The sequence below is a fragment of the Streptomyces laurentii genome (assembly GCF_040635425.1).
Taxonomy (GTDB): domain Bacteria; phylum Actinomycetota; class Actinomycetes; order Streptomycetales; family Streptomycetaceae; genus Streptomyces; species Streptomyces laurentii.
Genome location: NZ_JBEYHT010000010.1, coordinates 113,395 through 130,252, shown reverse-complemented (window position 1 = coordinate 130,252; position 16,858 = coordinate 113,395). Strand labels below are relative to the sequence as shown.

The window sequence follows — 16,858 nt, the reverse complement described above, 5'->3', positions numbered from 1 at the left end:
GTCAGAGCAGTTCTCGGATTCGCCTCACCACCGGCCTGAAGCCCGGTGCACTGCGAATAGACCCGGTAGCGCACCCGGGGGAGGGCGCGGGTGGCTTCGGCGAGGGCGATCAGAGGGTGGCTCAGATCCACGCCGACGACCTCCTCGTAGCGGTCCGCCAGGGCGAGTGCCGCGTGTCCGGAGCCGCAGCCGGCGTCCAGGGCGCGGCCGCCGCCCGGGGCGAGGCCGAGCAGCCAGGACGTGTTGCGGCCGGGGAGCAGGGTCACGAAGCGGTCGTAGTCGCGGGCGAAGCGGTCGAAGGAGCGGGGATCGGCGAGAACGGCGGAATCGGGGCGACTGGGGGAATCGGCGGGATCGATGGAATCTGCGGGGCCGGCTGACGGATGCATGTCTCGTTCCTAGCGGGCCAACTCACGCCCGGGCAAAGGGAGAAGGCGCCGGCGCCGGGCGGTTTTGCGCGGGGGCGATCTCCGGGGTAGTTTTTGCACTGACTGGTCAGTGCAAAAGGATTTCAGGGGGGATCGTGACAACGAACCCGGACAAGCCGGACGGTGCCGCCGCCGTCGTCGCGGACGGATTCGGGCTGAAGGGCCCGCGCGGCTGGGTGTTCCGCGGCATCACCTTCGAGGCGGCGCCCGGCAGTCTCGTCGCGATCGAGGGCCCGTCCGGCTCCGGCCGCACCTGCCTGCTCCTCGCGCTCTCCGGGCGGATGAAGCCCACGGAGGGCCACGCCGAGGTCGCCGGGCTGCGGCTGCCGCGCAAGATGGCGGCCGTCCGCCGGATCAGCGCGCTCGGCCCGGTTCCCGGCGTCAGCGACCTGGACCCGGCCCTCACCGTCGCCGAGCACCTGCGCGAACGCGCCCTGCTCCAGCGCCGGTTCGACGGCTCCCTGAAGATGCTGCTGCGTTCGCCCGCCGAGCGCCGCGCCACCGCCCGGGCCCGGATCGACACCGCCCTGGCCGCCGCCGGGCTCGACCTGGGCACGCTGGAGAAGGGCGAACGCACGTCCGTGCGGGATCTGGAACGCCTGGAGGCGCTGCGGCTGTCCGTCGCCCTCGCCCTCATCGGCCGGCCCCGGCTGCTCGCGGTCGACGACACCGACCTCAAGCTCTCGGACGCCGACCGCGCCGAGGCCTGGGAACTGCTGCGGTCCGTCGCCGCGTCCGGCATCACCGTGCTCGCCGTGTGCAGCGAGGCCCCGAAGGACGCCCTGCGGATCTCCCCCACCGCCACGGCCACCGCCACCCCGGCCCCCGCCGCCCCCGTCTCGCGCGCCAAGCACGCCCGGCCCGAGCCGGCGGCCGGACCCGCCGCCGCCACCTCCGGAACGGCCAAGGCCGCCAAGGACATCAAGGCCGTCCCGGTCACTCCGGTCACTCCGGTCACTCCGGTCACCAAGCTCACCAAGACCACCAAGGTCGCCGAGGCCCCCGCGCCCGCCGAGCCGGCCACGCCCCCCACCGTCGAGGGCGACGCCGCCGCCGAGACCACCACCACGACGACCGGGAAGAGGGACGCCGATGCGCTCGCCGAGGCTTGCCGCGCTTGAGCTGAAGCGGTTCGGCAGGGGAAAGCTTCCGCGGGCCGCGCTCGTCGCGATCCTGCTGCTGCCGCTGCTGTACGGCGCGCTGTACCTGTGGTCGTTCTGGGACCCGTACAGCAGGCTCGACAAACTCCCCGTCGCCCTCGTCAACGAGGACAAGGGCGCCACCGCCGCCGGCCAGAAGATCACCGCGGGCGCCGACATCACCGAGAACCTGCGCGACAGCGGCATCTTCGAGTGGCACGAGGTGAGCGACGAGGAGGCCCGCAAGGGCGTCGAGGACGGTACGTACTACCTGTCCCTCACCATGCCCGCCGACTTCAGCGAGCGGATCGCCTCCAGCTCCGGCGACTCCCCCGAGACCGGCGCGCTGCAGGTGCGGACGAACGACGCCAACAACTACATCGTCGGTTCGATCTCCCGCTCGGTCTTCGCCGAGGTGCGCAGCGCCGCCTCCACCAAGTCCTCGCGGACCTTCCTCGACAAGATCTTCATCTCCTTCTCAGACCTGCACGACGCCACCGCCGAGGCGGCCAAGGGCGCCGGTGACCTCAAGGAGGGCGTCGACAAGGCGAAGGCCGGATCCAAGAACCTGGCCGACGGCCTGAAGAACGCCAAGAAGGGCAGCGGCGACCTGGCCGTCGGCATCACCAAGCTCGACAAGGGCGCCATGGACCTCAAGACCGGCTCCCGCCAGGTCGCGAACGGCACCCAGAAGCTCGCCGACAAGGTCAACACCGAGGCCGGCAAGGTCCGTCCGTACCTCGCCGACACCAAGGCGATCCGCGACTCGGCCAAGCTGGTCTCCGACTCGACGATCGCCGCCCGCAACAACCTGGCCGACCTGGTGCGTCGCGCCCCGACCACCCGCGCCGCCGCCCACCGGGCCGACACCGACCTGTCCGCGCTCTACCGCAAGCAGTGCCTCACCACGCCGCCCGCCGCCACCACGGCCACCGGCACGGACGAGGACCCGGTCAAGGCCGCCCCCGTCCTCGACGCCAAGGGGTGCGAGCTGCTCCGGAAGGCCACCGTCAGCTCCGGCGACGTCGTGATGATCGCCGACGACCTGAACGAGCTGACCAAGGACCGCACCGGCGACCTGAAGGCCCTCGACGCGCAGCTCGCCAAGATGAAGAAGGACGCCGACGAACTGGCCCGGCGCGCCCCGCAGCTGACCCAGGACGTCGACGGCGCCGTCAAGAAGATCAACGAGCTGAACACGGGCGCCCACAAGGTCGCCGCCGGCGCGGACCGGCTGGCCGCCGGCCTCACCGGCGCGCGCTCCGGCGCGACCAGCCTCGACACCGGCGTCGGCAAGCTCAACAAGGGCGCCGGCGACCTCGACGGCGGACTCTTCAAGCTGGCGGACGGCTCCGGCGAACTGGCCGCGGGTCTCGGCGACGGCGTGAAGAAGATCCCCGACTACGACAAGCAGCAGCGCGACCAGCGCACCGAGGTCATGGCCGACCCGGTCAAGCTCGCCTCCCAGTCGCTGCACAAGGCGCCCAACTACGGCACCGGCTTCGCCCCGTACTTCATCCCGCTCTCCCTCTGGGTCGGCGCGATGGTGGCGTACATGCTCATCCAGCCGCTCAACCGGCGCGCCCTCGCCGCGGGCGCCTCCGCCTGGCGGATCGCCCTCGCGGGCTGGCTGCCGGTGGCCACGCTCGGGGTGTTCCAGGTGGCCCTGCTGATGGGCGTCCTGCACTGGGGACTCGGCCTGGAGATGGCCAGGTCCGCCGGCACCGTCGGCTTCCTCTCCCTGGTGACCTGCTGCTTCGCCGCCCTCATCCAGTGGATGAACGCCCGCTTCGGCGCGGCGGGACGCATCCTGGTGCTCGCGGTGCTGATGCTCCAGCTCACCTCGGCGGGCGGCACCTACCCGGTGCAGACCAGCCCCGGCTTCTTCAACGCCCTCCACCCCTATCTGCCGATGACGTACGTCGTCGAGGCGCTGCGCCGGCTCATCAGCGGCGGCGGTCTCGGACCGGTCTGGCAGGCGTGCGCGGTGCTGACCGCGTTCACGGTGGGCGCGCTCGCGCTGACCGCCGTCTCGGCCCGCAAGAAGCAGGTCTGGACGCTGGACCGGCTGCACCCGGAGCTGTCGCTGTGACCTCTGACGCAGCGGCGAAAGCCCGCCCCGGCCACCGATCCGACAGACCTGTGAGAATGCGCGCCATGGACAGCAGCAGCACCCGTCGCCAGGCCACCCGGTCGAAGCTCTACGAAGCCGCCGTCACGCTCATAGCGGAGCAGGGCTTCTCGGCGACCACGGTCGACGAGATCGCCGAACGGGCGGGCGTCGCCAAGGGCACCGTCTACTACAACTTCAAGAGCAAGACCGAACTCTTCGAGGAGCTGCTGCGGCACGGCGTCTCCCTCCTCGCCGCCTCCCTGCGGACGGCGGCCGAGGAGACCGCCGGACGCGGCGGCACCCGGGTCGAGGCGCTGGACGCGATGATCCGGGCCGGCCTGGTCTTCATCGAGCGGTATCCGGCCTTCACCCAGCTGTACGTGGCGGAGCTCTGGCGCACCGGACGCGCCTGGAACTCGACGCTCCTGGTGGTACGTCAGGAGGCCGTCGCGGTCGTCGAGGACGTGCTGCGCGAGGGCGTGGCGGCCGACGAGCTGAACGAGGAGATCGACGTGCCGCTCACCGCGTCCGCCCTGGTGGGCATGGTGCTGGTGGCCGCGCTCGACTGGCAGGCGTTCCAGAGCGGGCGGTCCCTGGACGATGTCCACGCGGCGCTGTCGCGGCTGCTGCACGGGCGGGTCGGCGGCCGCTGAGCCCTCGCCCCCCGTACCGCCTTACAGCCGCTGTACGGCCGGGCATATGCCAAAAGAGAGCGCCGGTCCGGTGCGGCTCGTTCCCCGCGAGCCTCGCCGGACCGGCGCTCTTTGACGTACCCCCGTACCCCGTATCCCGTTCCCCGTTTTCCCTGCTTCCCCCGTTTTCCCCGTTTCCCCGTACCGGCAGGCGCGCGGCCCCGTTCCGCCGCCCCGTGCCGGCGGTACCGGAGCCGCGCCCCTTCCGTGCCCTCCACTCTTCCGTCCCCACAGGTCACGGCCCATCCGCGCAGCTACTCATCTCGTCACCTAGGTACCCCTACTCATACTGGTTACGATTCCGGGCGTGTCCGTACTTCCTCTGGTCTTCACAAGCGGCTGGGCGAGCGGGATCAACGCGTACGCGGTGGTCCTGCTCCTCGGCCTCCTCGGCGCCACCGGCCTCGCCGACGACGTGCCCGGCGCGCTGCAACGGCCCGATGTCCTGATCGTCGCCGGGGTGCTGTTCCTGTGCGAGGTCGTCGCGGACAAGATCCCGTACGTCGACTCCGTCTGGGACTCCGTCCACACCGTGATCCGGCCGGTCAGCGGCGCGGTCGTGGCCGCGCTGCTCGCCGGGCAGTCCGGTTCGCTGCCGGAGGTCGCGGCGGGCGCGGTCGGCGGCGGTACGGCGCTGCTCAGCCATCTCGTCAAGGCCGGCACCCGGATGGCGATCAACAGTTCGCCGGAGCCGTTCTCCAACATCGTGGTGTCCGTCCTGGAGGACCTGGGGGTGGCGGGTCTCGTCACCTTCGCGATCTTCCATCCGGTGGCGGCGTCCCTGATCGCGGGCACGTTCCTGGTCCTCGGCCTGGTGGTGCTCGCCTTCCTCGCCCACCGCGTCCGCCGCTTCTGGCGGCGCCGGGCCCAGCGCCGCGAGGAGAAACGGCTCGCCAGGGCCGCCGCCGCGGCGCCCGGCGCCCCACCGCCGCCTCCCCCGACCCCGTACCTGGACTGAGACCGCGCCCGACGGACGCGCGGCGGCTGCCGATAAAGTCCCGGACATGGCACGGATTGTGGTGATCGGCGCGGGTCTCGGCGCCATGGCGGCAGCCGCCCGGCTGGCGGTGGCGGGCCACCGCGTGACGGTGTACGAGAGCGGTGCGACGTACGGCGGCGGGGTGCGCCGCCTCACGCGCGACGGGTTCGGTTTCGACACCGGCCCCGGGCTGCTGCATCTGCCCGCCGTCTACCGCGACCTGTTCGTCAAGACCGGCAAGCAGCCCCTGGAGGAGTGCGTCACGCTCACCCAGGTCGACCCGGCGAGCCGGCACGTCTTCGCCGACGGCACCCGCGCCGACCTGCCGAACGCCTCGCGCGCCGGTACGGCCGCCGCCCTGGACGCGGCGCTCGGCGCGGGCGCCGGCGCGCGTTGGGGCGACTTCCTGGTCCGGGCCCGCGAGGCCTGGGACCGCACCCGGCGCCCGCTCCTGGAGGAGCCGCAGGCCGCCGACGTCACCCCGTTGAACCGCGACCCCTATCCGGCGCTCAAGGCCGGTCTGCTGCGCCGCCCCACGACCACGCTCGCCCAGGTCGCCGACCGCGAGCTGCGCGATCCGCGGCTGGTCGCGCTGCTCGGCTCGTACGCCTGGGGGTACGGCTTCGACCCGGCCGACGCGCCCGCCTCGGCGGCCGTCCTGCCGTATCTGGAGCAGACCTTCGGCACCTGGTACGTGGACGGCGGCATCCGGGCGCTCGCGGACGCGGTGTACGAGCGGTGCGTGCAGCGGCGGGTGGAGTTCGTCTTCGACGCCGAGGTGACGGACGTCGTGGAGGAGGCCGGCCGGGCGACCGGGGTGCGCCTCGCGGACGGCCGGACCGTACCCGCGGACCACGTGGTCGCGGGCGCGCCCGTACCGGCGCTGTACCGGGAGGGGATCGTCGGCCCCGGACTCCCGGCGAGCCGGCCCGAGACCTGGCCGCGGCACCAGCCGGTGCGCACGGGCCGGGTGACGCTGTGTCTGGCGCTGCGCGGCGCCCGCGAGTCCGGGGCCGTCCACCGCACGGTGGTGCACGCCGCCGCGGCCCTGCCGACGGTGACGGTGCTGCGGCCCGGCGACCCGGCGCTGCGGCCGGACGACGCGCACGAGTCGGTGACGGTCACCGCGACGACGGAGATCCTGCCGTCCTGGACGGCGTTCGCCGAGCGGATGCTGACGCAGGCGGAGGCGGCTGTGCCGGACCTGCGCGACCGGCTGCTGTGGCAGGAGGTCCGCACCCCCGACGACACGCTGCTCGAAACGGGCGCGGCCGAGGTGCCCGGGCCCGCGCTCGCCGGGGACAAGGGCCGCTGGCTGCCCGCCGCGAACGTGTCGCCGCTGCCGGGGCTGTACTTCGCGGGCGGCTGGTCCCACCCGGGCGGCGGGCTCGCCCACGCCGGGATGTCGGGCGCCCTGGTCGCCGGTCTGATCGTGGAGGGCGCGGACTTCCGCGGCTCGCAGTGACGGTCCCCACCCTCACGGCTCCGTAGCAGGGTGGTGTCCGGGTGCGGGCGGCGGCCCGGTGCGCGATCGTGGCGGAGGAAAAGGCGGTTCCGCGACACGGGCGCGGGCCGTGAACCCGGACCGCAGGAGTGAACGACCATGGCCGGACTGCTCTTCGTCATGACCGGATCCCCCTACTGGACGCTGAAGGACGGCACCCGGTACCCCACCGGTTACTGGGCCGAGGAGTTCGCGGCGCCGTACCGGGCGCTCACCGAGGCCGGACACCGGGTCGTGGTGGCCACGCCCGGCGGGGTGGTCCCGAGCCTCGACCCGGCGAGCCTGCGCCCCGACATGGCGGGCGGTGCCGAGACCGCCCTGGAGCTGGAGGGCGTCATCCGGTCCGCCGAGGAACTCCGGCGGCCGATCCGGCTGTCCGAGGCCCGCCTGGAGGACTACGACGCCGTCTACTTCCCCGGCGGCCACGGTCCGATGGAGGACCTGTGGTGCGACGCCGACGCCGGCCGGCTGCTGACCGCGGCGCTCGCCTCCGGCAAGCCGCTCGCGGTGGTCTGCCACGCCCCCGCCGCGATGCTGGCCACCCGGGTGCGCGGGGTCTCCCCCTTCGCCGGCTACCGGGTCACCGCGTTCACCAACGACGAGGAGGACGCCGTCGGCCTGGCCGCCCGGGCCCGGTGGCTGCTGGAGGACGAACTGAAGGAACTGGGGGTGCTGTTCGAGCGCGGCGAGATGTGGCAGCCGTACACCGTCGTCGACCGCAACCTCTACACCGGGCAGAATCCGGCCTCCTCCGCCGCCCTGGCCCAGGAGCTGATCAAGGCCCTGGCGTAGCCGGCCGGGTCGGGTCTCGGGCCGCGCTCAGCGGTACTGCTGGTCGCCGCCGTTGACGTTGCCGTAGTGCCCGTAGCCGCCCTGCGGCTCCTGCGGCGGGTACGGGGGCTGCTGCGGCTCGGTGTCGCGCTGCTGCGGGACCCAGACGCCGCCGGGCGGGGTGTCGTAGCCGCCGTACGAGGCCGCGTACGGGTCGGCGTACGGCTGCTGGTAGCCGTCCTGCGGCTGGCCGCCGCCGATGTACGGGTCGGAGTAAGCCGCGTAGCTCTGCTGTTCGCCGCCGGTGCCGTAGTCGTACGCGGGCTGCTGCTGGCCGTATCCGGCGCCGATGTACGGGTCGGCGAAGGCCGCCGTCTGGTCGTGGGCCGGGGCCTGGGTGGTCGGGTGGCCGTACGAGCCGTCGTAGACGCCGTAGTTGCCGGTGTCCTCGGGCATCGGCTCCGTCGCGTACACCGCCGTCGCCGGTCCGGCGGCCGGGTCCGCACCGGCGTCGGCATGGGCGTGGGCGTCCTCGTAGGTGAGGTCGCTGACCTCCAGCGTCGGGTTCTGCCGGGCCTCGCCGCCCGCCTTGCGGCGGCGGCTGGCGCCCGGCCGGCCGCCGAGGGCCCAGCCGGTGGAGAAGCCGCTGCGGAAGGAGAGCGTCACCAGGATCTGGCCGGTGGCGAAGGCGAGGGCGCCGATGACGATCACGAACACGGAGGGCAGCAGCACGCCCAGGACCACGCCCAGGAAGCCGCCGAAGGCGAGCAGTCGCCAGCGCAGCCGCGCCTTGTACTGCAGCAGCACTTCACCGAGCAGCCAGAGCGCCACCACTCCGAACGCGATGTAGAGGACCGTCCACCCCATGCCCGCCCCTCTCCTTCGGCCTCCGCCGCGGGTCAGGGCGGGTACGGCCGGTCAGGACTGCTGGTGCAGTCCGAGATTTTCGTAGATCTCGAGCGTCGCCACGGAGTTGTTGAGCGTGATGAAGTGCAGTCCGGGGACACCCTCGGAGAGCAGCCGCGCGCAGAACCCGGTCGCGAACTCGATCCCCAAGGAGCGTACAGCGGCCGGATCGTCCTTCACCGCGAGGATGCGGTCTTTCACGTCCGCCGGGAAGGCCGCGTTGCTCAGAACGGGCAGCCGCTCCAGGGTCTTCACGCTGATCACGGGCATGACTTCGGGGATGATCGGCGTGTCGCAGCCGGCCTTCTCCACGCTGTCGCGCAGGCGCAGATACGCCTCCGGATCGAAGAACATCTGGGTGATGGCGTAGTCCGCGCCGGCCCGGCACTTGTCCACGAAGTGCCGGACGTCGGTGTCCCAGTCGGTGGAGCGCGGGTGCATCTCGGGGAAGGCGGCGACGCCGACGCAGAAGTCGCCCGACTCCTTGATCAGCCGGACCAGGTCGGCGGCGTAGTGGACGCCCTCGGGGTGGGCCACCCACTCGCCCAGCGGGTCGCCGGGCGGGTCGCCGCGGACGGCGAGCATGTTGCGGATGCCGACGTCGGCGTACCGGCCGAGGACGTTGCGCAGCTCGGCGACGGAATGGTCGACCGCGGTCAGATGGGCGACCGGGGTGAGCGTGGTGTCGGAGGCGATCTTCTGGGTGGCCTTGACGGTGCCGCCGCGCGTGGAGCCGCCGGCCCCGTACGTCACGGAGACGAAGCTCGGCGCGACCGCCTCGATGCGGCGCATGGCGTTCCAGAGGCTCTGCTCGCTCTTCTCGCTGCGCGGCGCGAAGAACTCGAACGAGTACGAGGTCCCGCCGGAGGCGAGGATGTCGCGGACCGTGCGTGCGCGGTCCGGACGGACGGAAGCGGTACCAAGGGCCATACGGGCAGGTTAGACGGGGCCCGGTGCGGAGCGGGACCGTGTCCGCTTTGTGGACACCCGCGGGACACCTGCCGGGCACGCGGCGAGGGGCGGGGTTCGGGTCCTGTTCGGGTCCCGTTCGGGCGCGGTTCAGGGTCGGGGCTTGGGAGGGACGCCCCGCGCACGCCGCCACGAGGCCGATCGGTGAGGCCGGGACCGCCGGGGAGGCGGTCGCTCTCGCCGTCGCCCCTCCGCCCGCGGGGATCGGGCCGGCCGTCGCCGGGCCCGACGAGCCCCCGCGCCGGTAGAGCTCAGGACGCTCAGGCCACCGGCGCGGGCTCCGCGTCGCGCTCGCGGACGCGTCGGGCGAGGGAGGCGGCGGCCGCGGCGGGGTCGGCGGCCTCGGTGAGCGCGCGGACGACCACGATCCGGCGGGCGCCCGCGTCGAGCACCTCGTCCAGGTTGGTCTCGTCGATGCCGCCGATGGCGAACCAGGGCCGGTCCTGGGCCAGGCTCGCCGCGTACCGCACGAGGCCGAGGCCCGGCGCGTACCGTCCGGGCTTGGTGGGGGTGGGCCAGCAGGGCCCGGTGCAGAAGTAGTCCACGCCCGGTTCGGCGGCGGCCGCGGCGACCTCCGGCTCGGCGTGGCAGGAGCGGCCGATCAGCACGTCGTCGCCGAGGATCGCGCGGGCGGCCGGCACCGGCAGGTCGCCCTGGCCGAGGTGCAGCACGTCGGAGCGGATGGCGTGGGAGACGTCGGCGCGGTCGTTGACGGCGAGGAGGGTGCCGTGGCGGCGGCAGGCGTCGGCGAGGACGGCCAGGTGGTCGAGTTCCTCGCCCGCCTCCATGCCCTTGTCGCGGAGCTGGACGACGTCCACACCGGAGGAGAGCACGGCGTCGAGGAAGTCGGGCAGGTCGCCCTGGCGCTTGCGGGCGTCGGTGCACAGGTAGAGCCGGGCGTCGGCGAGCCGGGCGCGCGGTGCGGTGCGGGACGGCGTGGGCATGGTTCCCCCCATCGGGTGGCGCCGGGCGGGCCACCGCTCCCGAGGGGGCCGGCCGGCGTCCGCGGAGCCCGTCCGTCCGTACGCGGGTGAGGCGTACGGACGGACGGGCGCGGTCGTACGGGTGTGTGCGTGGGTCAGACGGCGAGCGCCTGGGCGCGGCGCTTCACCTCCGTGCCGCGATTCTCGCCGAGGGCCTGCGCGGGGGTGCCGGGCAGGCTCGGGTCCGGAGTGAACAGCCACTCCAGCATCTCTTCGTCGGTGAAGCCGTCGTCCTTGAGGAGGGTCAGGGTGCCGACGAGGCCCTTGACCACATGGCCGTCCTGAATGAAGGCGGCGGGTACCTGGAGCGCGTTGTTCTCCCCGCGGCGTACGGCGATGAGCTGGCCCTCCTTGACCATCTGCCGGACGCGCGTCACCTCGATGTCGAGGAGCTCCGCGATGTCGGGGAGGTAGAGCCAGGAGGGGACGAGAGCATCAATTCTTGCGTCAATCTCGGTCACGGGACAAGCGTGCCATCCCGGACTGACAGTCGGTAGTCGGGCCCTACCCGAGTGCCGCCTTCAGGGGGACGGCCGGGTCTGCGGCCTTCACCGGGTCGACTTCCGCGCCGCCCTCGATCAGCCGGCGGCCCTGGGCGAGATCGCGGGGGCGGCCGACGGCGAGCAGCGCCACGGCGACGCCGTCGCGCAGCCACAGCACGCTCCACGCCGGGTCGGCCGGGTCGCCGCGCCACAGCAGGGTGTCGGCGTCGGCGTGATGGCCGACGTACTGGACGAAGCGGCCGAACTGCTCGGACCAGAAGTAGGGCACCGGGTCGTACGGCGGCACCCCACCTGTTTCCGCGTCCGAGGCCGTGCCCGTGCCCGAGGTCGTGGCGACGATGTCGGCGGCGACCGTACGGGGGCCCTGGAGGGCGTTGTCCCAGTGGTGGACGAGGAGCCGGGTGCCGTAGCGGGCGGAGGGGAAGGAGGCGCAGTCTCCGACCGCGTACACGTCGGGCAGCGAGGTGCGCAGCCGGTCGTCGGCGGTGACCGCGCCGTTCGGGTCGAGGGCGACGCCGGAGCCGGCCAGCCAGCCGGTGTCGGGACGGGCGCCGATGCCGACGACGACGGCGTCGGCGGGCAGGTCGGTGCGCTCGCCGGAGCGTTCGGCGCCCTCGGCGAGGACGACGCGGCCCGGTTCGACGCGGTCCACGCGCGCGTTGAGCCGCAGATCGGCGCCGCTCTCGGCGTACCAGCGGACCATCGGGGCGGTGACCTCGGCGGGCAGGGCACCGGCCAGCGGCCGGTCGGCGGCCTCGACGACGGTGACGGCGCAGCCGGCCTCGCGCGCGGCGGTGGCGAACTCGGCGCCGATCCAGCCGGCGCCGACCACGACGACGTCGTGCCGGGCCTTGAGGACGGCGCCGAGGCGGCCGGCGTCGTCGAGGGTGCGCAGCAGGTGGACGCCGGGGACGCCCTCGCCGCCGGGCAGGGTGAGCGGGTGGGCGCCGGTGGCGACGACGAGGGTGTCGTACGGGACGGGGCCGGACTCGGTGTCGATCTCGTGGTCGCCGGGGCGCAGTCCGGTGACCTCGACGCCCAGGCGGAGGGCGATGTCGAGGGAGTCGAAGTCGATGTCGAAGGCGGAGTCCTCGGCCTTGCCGAGGAGGACGGCCTTGGACAGCGGGGGCCGGTCGTAGGGCTGGTGCGGCTCGGCGCCGATGAGGGTGACGGGGCCGGTGAAGCCCTGTTCGCGCAGGGCGACGGCGGTCTGGACGCCCGCCATTCCGGCACCGGCGATCACGACGTGGTGGGGTACCTGCTTCTGCTCGCTCACCCGGCCACCTTACGCACCTGACGCTCCGTCAGAAAACGGAGACGGAGAGAGGGGCCTGTGGCGCACGTCCGGGCGAGGGCTAGTCTGGCGGCCGTAGAGCACTCGCGGGAGCCCGGACGCACCGGGCTGAGAGGGAGGCTGGCCGGCCTCCGACCGTACGAACCTGATCCGGGTCATGCCGGCGAAGGGAGGGGCTGGACGCCCATGCCGCGTACATCCAGTACGTCACCTCAAGGCCGTTCCGGTGATTCCGGTGATTCCGGTGATTCCGGTGATTCCGGTGATTCCGGCACATCCGGTACGTCGTCGCACACCGCCGACGTCCTCGTCATCGGGGGCGGGATCATCGGCCTGGTCACGGCCTGGCGGGCCGCGCAGCGCGGGCTGCGCACCACCGTGGCCGATCCCGAACCGGGCGGCGGGGCCGCCCGGGTGGCGGCCGGCATGCTCGCCGCCGTCACCGAACTCCACTACGGCGAGGAGACCCTCCTCGGCCTCAACCTCGCCTCGGCGCGCCGCTATCCCGCCTTCGTCGCCGAACTCGCCGAGGCCACCGGCGGCTTGGACGTCGGCTACCGCGCCTGCGGCACCCTCGCGGTCGCGCTCGACGCCGACGACCGGGCGCACCTGCGCGAACTGCACGCGCTGCAGCGCCGCTGCGGGCTCGCCGCCGAGTGGCTGAGCGGCCGCGAGTGCCGGCGTCTGGAGCCGATGCTCGCGCCGGGGGTACGCGGCGGGCTACGGGTGGACGGCGACCACCAGGTCGACCCGCGGCGGCTCGCGGACGCGCTGGTGGTGGCGTGCGAGCGGGCCGGGGTGGTGTTCCACCGCGCGCGGGCCGAGCGGCTCACGGTCGTACGGGACCGGGCCGCGGGCGCGGACCTCGCGGACGGCACCGCGGTGGCGGCCGGCCAGGTGGTGCTCGCCGCGGGCAGTCTGAGCGGCCGGCTCGACGGGATACCGGCGCACGCGGTGCCGCCCGTCCGGCCGGTGAAGGGGCAGGTGCTGCGGCTGCGGGTGCCGCCCGCGTACGCGCCGTTCCTGTCCCGGACCGTGCGCGCGATGGTCCGCGGCAGCCACGTGTACCTGGTGCCGCGCGAGAACGGCGAGCTGGTCGTCGGCGCCACCACCGAGGAGCAGGGCTTCGACACGACGGTGACCGCGGGCGGGGTGTACGAGCTGCTGCGCGACGCGCACGAGCTGATGCCCGGCATCACCGAGCTGCCGCTCACCGAGACCCGCGCCGGGCTGCGGCCCGGCTCCCCCGACAACGCGCCGCTGCTCGGCCCGAGCACGCTGCCCGGACTGCACCTCGCGACCGGGCACCACCGCAACGGGGTGCTGCTCGCCCCCGTCACCGGCGACGCGATGGCGGAGGCACTGACCGCCGGCACGCTGCCGGACGTGGCCCGCCCGTTCACCGTCCGCCGTTTCGCGCCCACGCCCCTGGAGTACGTATGACCCCCGACGTCACCGCCACCGTGACCGTGACCGTCAACGGCCGGGCCCGGACGCTGACCGGCCCGGCCACCCTCGACGACCTGGTCGCCGAGCTCGCCCCGGCCCGTTCCGGGGTCGCCGCCGCCGTCAACGAGACCGTCGTCCCGCGCGGCGCGTGGGCGGCGACCCGGCTCGGCGAGGGCGACCGGGTGGAGATCCTCACCGCGGTGCAGGGAGGCTGAACGCGATGTCCGACGACACCTTCCTGCTCGGCGGTACGGAGTTCTCCTCCCGCCTGATCATGGGCACCGGCGGGGCGCCCAGCCTCGACGTGCTCGACCGCTCCCTCGCCGCCAGCGGCACGGAGCTGACCACGGTCGCCATGCGCCGCCTCGACCCGACGGTGCGCGGGTCCGTGCTGTCCGTCCTCACGCGGCGGAACATCCGGGTCCTGCCGAACACGGCCGGCTGCTTCACGGCGGGCGAGGCGGTGCTGACCGCGCGGCTCGCGCGGGAGGCGCTCGGCACCGACTGGATCAAGCTGGAGGTCATCGCCGACGAGCGGACCCTGCTGCCGGACCCGGTGGAGCTGCTCGACGCGGCGGAGACGCTGGTCGACGACGGCTTCACGGTGCTGCCGTACACCAACGACGACCCGGTGCTCGCCCGGAAGCTGGAGGACGTGGGCTGCGCGGCGGTCATGCCGCTCGGCTCGCCCATCGGCTCCGGGCTCGGCATCCGCAACCCGCACAACTTCGAGCTGATCACCGCGGGCGCGGGAGTGCCGGTCATCCTCGACGCGGGCGCGGGCACGGCGTCGGACGCGGCCCTCGCGATGGAGCTGGGGTGCGCGGCGGTGATGCTGGCCTCGGCCGTGACCCGGGCGCAGGATCCGGTGCTCATGGCCGGGGCGATGCGGCACGCGGTCGAGGCGGGGCGGCTCGCGCACCGGGCCGGGCGGATCCCGCGCCGGCACTTCGCGCAGGCCTCCTCGCCGCACGAGGGCCGGGCCCGGCTCGACCCGGAACGCCCGGCGTTCTGAGCGCCCGGGGGCCCGTCCGGCCGCCCTGGCGTGCCCGCTCTCCGGCGGGAAACGGGCACGTCACAGAAGCGCTGCAGAGCCGGGCCGGGCGGGCGGGGGGACGGCCGGGCCCTCGTAGACTCGACGACGTGGACACGACCCTTCAGGACCCCCTCGTCGGGCGGCTGCTCGACGGCCGCTACCGCGTCGACGCGCGCATCGCCGTCGGCGGGATGGCCACGGTCTACCGGGCCGTGGACACCCGGCTCGACCGTGAGCTGGCGCTCAAGGTGATGCACCCGGACCTCGCCACGGACGCCGCGTTCGTGGAGCGCTTCATGCGGGAGGCGAAGTCCGTCGCCCGCCTCGCGCACCCCAACGTCGTCGGGGTCTTCGACCAGGGCGCGGAGGGCGCGTACGTCTATCTGGCCATGGAGTACGTGGCCGGCTGCACCCTGCGGGACGTGCTGCGCGAGCGCGGCGCGCTGCGGCCGCGGGCGGCGCTCGACGTCCTGGAGCCGGTCCTCGCCGCGCTCGGCGCCGCGCACCGGGCCGGGTTCGTGCACCGCGACATGAAGCCGGAGAACGTCCTGATCGGGGACGACGGCCGGGTCAAGGTCGCCGACTTCGGGCTGGTGCGGGCCGTGGGCACGACCACCGACAGCACCGGCGCGGTCCTCGGCACCGTGTCGTACCTCGCGCCGGAGCAGATCGAGGACGGCAGCGCCGACACCCGGACCGACGTGTACGCGTGCGGGGTCGTCCTGTACGAGATGCTGACCGGCGCCAAGCCGTACACCGGCGACACCCCCGCCCAGGTGCTCTACCGGCACCTGCGCGACGACATGCCCGCCCCGTCCGCCGCCGTCCCGGGGCTCGCCCCCGAGCTGGACGCGCTGGTGGCGGCCGCGACGGCCCGCGATCCCGAGGCCCGGCCCGCCGACGCGGTCGCGCTGCTCGCCCGGGTCCGCGAGGCGCGCGCCCGGCTCGACGACGCCCAGCTGGACGCCGTACCGCCGCAGGCCAAGGACCCCGAGCACACCCCGGGCACGGCGGCCGGCCAAGGCGAGACGGACGCGGACGCGCGGACCAGCGTGATCCCGCGGGTCCGGCCGCTGCCCGTGGAGCACACCAGCGTGCTGCCCACGCCCGTGCCCGCCGCCTCCCCCGCGTCCCGGCCCGGGTCCGGATCGGGCTCGGGATCGGGATCGGGATCGAGGTCCGGCCCGGGGTCGGGTCGCCGGGTCCCGCGCGGGCCGTTCCTGATCGTCACCGCCGTCCTGCTCGCCCTCGGCATCGGGACCGGCGTCTGGTACATCAACTCCGGCCAGTTCACCCGGGTCCCGGCCGTCCTCGGCCAGACCGAGTCCGAGGCCACCCGGCGCCTCGGCGACGCGGGCCTGGAGGTCGGCGGGACCGAGCGCTCGTTCAGCGACGTGTACGAGCGCGGCACCGTCATGGCCGCCGACCCGGCGCCCGGCGAGCGGATCCGCGGCAACGGCCGGGTGGTGCTCACCCTGTCCCGCGGGCCGGAGATCGTGAAGGTCCCGAACCTCAAGGGCGTCCCGCTCGGCGTGGCGCGGAAGCGGCTGGCCGACGAGGGGCTCGCGCCCGGTGTGGTCACGTACGCCTTCAGCGAGTCCGTCGCGCAGGACGCGGTGATCGGCTCCGATCCGGAGCCCGGTACCGAGCGCGCTCCCGACTCGGCGATCGCGCTCCAGGTCAGCAAGGGCGTGCCCGTGCCGGTCCCGGACGTCACCGGGCAGTCGGTGCCGGAGGCCACGGCCACGCTCCAGAAGGCCGGCCTGAAGGTGACGGTCGCGCCGGAGCGGGTCGAGTCGCCCGTGGACGCGGGCGCGGTCGCCGCGCAGTCGCTGGCCGTGGGCAGCCGGGCCGCCAAGGGCGACACCCTCACGCTCACCGTCTCCAAGGGCCCCCGGATGGTCCCCGTACCGGACGTCGTCGGGCGCGGCACGGACGAGGCGAAGGGCGCGCTGGAGGCCGCGGGCTTCACGGTGAAGATCTCCAAGACCTTCCCGTTCCTCGGCGACGAGGTCACCGCCCAGTCCGTTCCCGGCGGGCAGCAGGCCCCGGAGGGCTCCGCCGTCACCCTCACGATCAAGGGACTCTGAAC

15 protein-coding genes, 1 pseudogene and 1 riboswitch are annotated in these 16,858 nt (G+C 73.9%); of the genes and pseudogenes, 10 read left to right on the top strand and 6 right to left on the bottom strand.

The annotated features are described in order from the left end of the window. Window positions 1-74 precede the first annotated feature (74 nt). Window positions 75-389: pseudogene (locus ABZ693_RS09515) on the bottom strand (methyltransferase domain-containing protein); the annotation flags it as partial. 134 nt (window positions 390-523) lie between these two features. On the opposite strand from ABZ693_RS09515, the gene ABZ693_RS09510 reads away from it, so the two are divergent. The 6 genes from ABZ693_RS09510 (at window position 524) to ABZ693_RS09485 (ending at window position 7,647) form a co-directional block, all read left to right on the top strand. Further along, window positions 524-1,549, top strand: a complete 1,026-nt coding sequence (locus ABZ693_RS09510; protein ID WP_359875197.1) for an ABC transporter ATP-binding protein — start codon at window positions 524-526, stop codon at window positions 1,547-1,549. Beyond that, complete coding sequence (locus tag ABZ693_RS09505) at window positions 1,521-3,659, top strand: YhgE/Pip family protein (RefSeq protein WP_359875195.1); 2,139 nt, start codon at window positions 1,521-1,523, stop codon at window positions 3,657-3,659. The genes ABZ693_RS09510 and ABZ693_RS09505 overlap by 29 nt, the downstream gene beginning before the upstream one ends. Window positions 3,660-3,724: 65 nt before the next feature. Continuing rightward, window positions 3,725-4,333 (top strand): TetR/AcrR family transcriptional regulator, encoded by a 609-nt coding sequence (locus ABZ693_RS09500; protein ID WP_359875193.1) that lies wholly within the window; start codon window positions 3,725-3,727, stop codon window positions 4,331-4,333. A 346-nt stretch (window positions 4,334-4,679) separates the two neighbouring features. Next, entirely contained in the window at window positions 4,680-5,330 is a 651-nt protein-coding gene (locus ABZ693_RS09495; protein WP_359875191.1) for a DUF4126 domain-containing protein, read from the top strand. A gap of 46 nt (window positions 5,331-5,376) precedes the next feature. Beyond that, complete coding sequence (locus ABZ693_RS09490; protein ID WP_359875189.1) at window positions 5,377-6,816, top strand: phytoene desaturase family protein; 1,440 nt, start codon at window positions 5,377-5,379, stop codon at window positions 6,814-6,816. Window positions 6,817-6,954: 138 nt separating this feature from the next. Beyond that, complete coding sequence (locus ABZ693_RS09485; protein WP_359875187.1) at window positions 6,955-7,647, top strand: type 1 glutamine amidotransferase domain-containing protein; 693 nt, start codon at window positions 6,955-6,957, stop codon at window positions 7,645-7,647. A gap of 27 nt (window positions 7,648-7,674) precedes the next feature. On the opposite strand, the gene ABZ693_RS09480 is transcribed toward ABZ693_RS09485, so the two are convergent. From ABZ693_RS09480 to ABZ693_RS09460, 5 genes are all read right to left on the bottom strand, one after another. Beyond that, the gene (locus ABZ693_RS09480; protein ID WP_359875185.1) at window positions 7,675-8,493 is read right to left on the bottom strand and encodes a hypothetical protein; all 819 of its coding nucleotides are present in this window, start codon (window positions 8,491-8,493) and stop codon (window positions 7,675-7,677) included. 51 nt (window positions 8,494-8,544) lie between these two features. Further along, window positions 8,545-9,462, bottom strand: a complete 918-nt coding sequence (gene metF / locus ABZ693_RS09475; protein ID WP_359875183.1) for a methylenetetrahydrofolate reductase [NAD(P)H] — start codon at window positions 9,460-9,462, stop codon at window positions 8,545-8,547. A 299-nt stretch (window positions 9,463-9,761) separates the two neighbouring features. Further along, complete coding sequence (gene thiE / locus ABZ693_RS09470; RefSeq protein WP_359875181.1) at window positions 9,762-10,445, bottom strand: thiamine phosphate synthase; 684 nt, start codon at window positions 10,443-10,445, stop codon at window positions 9,762-9,764. Between the two features lie 134 nt (window positions 10,446-10,579). Then, window positions 10,580-10,945, bottom strand: coding sequence for an Rv2175c family DNA-binding protein (locus tag ABZ693_RS09465; RefSeq protein ID WP_359875179.1), 366 nt, complete (start codon window positions 10,943-10,945; stop codon window positions 10,580-10,582). A gap of 43 nt (window positions 10,946-10,988) precedes the next feature. Then, the gene (locus ABZ693_RS09460; RefSeq protein ID WP_359875242.1) at window positions 10,989-12,212 is read right to left on the bottom strand and encodes an NAD(P)/FAD-dependent oxidoreductase; all 1,224 of its coding nucleotides are present in this window, start codon (window positions 12,210-12,212) and stop codon (window positions 10,989-10,991) included. 145 nt (window positions 12,213-12,357) lie between these two features. Next, a riboswitch (TPP riboswitch) is annotated at window positions 12,358-12,470 on the top strand. Here ABZ693_RS09460 and thiO point away from each other — a divergent pair. The 4 genes from thiO to pknB all read left to right on the top strand — a co-directional run bounded on the left by thiO (window position 12,468) and on the right by pknB (window position 16,856). Beyond that, window positions 12,468-13,724, top strand: coding sequence for a glycine oxidase ThiO (gene thiO, locus ABZ693_RS09455; RefSeq protein ID WP_359875177.1), 1,257 nt, complete (start codon window positions 12,468-12,470; stop codon window positions 13,722-13,724). It overlaps the preceding riboswitch by 3 nt. Next, complete coding sequence (gene thiS / locus ABZ693_RS09450) at window positions 13,721-13,945, top strand: sulfur carrier protein ThiS (protein ID WP_359875175.1); 225 nt, start codon at window positions 13,721-13,723, stop codon at window positions 13,943-13,945. The genes thiO and thiS overlap by 4 nt, the downstream gene beginning before the upstream one ends. 5 nt (window positions 13,946-13,950) lie before the next feature. Next, entirely contained in the window at window positions 13,951-14,745 is a 795-nt protein-coding gene (locus ABZ693_RS09445) for a thiazole synthase (protein WP_359875173.1), read from the top strand. A 128-nt stretch (window positions 14,746-14,873) separates the two neighbouring features. Continuing rightward, window positions 14,874-16,856, top strand: a complete 1,983-nt coding sequence (gene pknB / locus ABZ693_RS09440; RefSeq protein WP_359875171.1) for a Stk1 family PASTA domain-containing Ser/Thr kinase — start codon at window positions 14,874-14,876, stop codon at window positions 16,854-16,856. The last annotated feature ends 2 nt before the right edge of the window (window positions 16,857-16,858 follow it).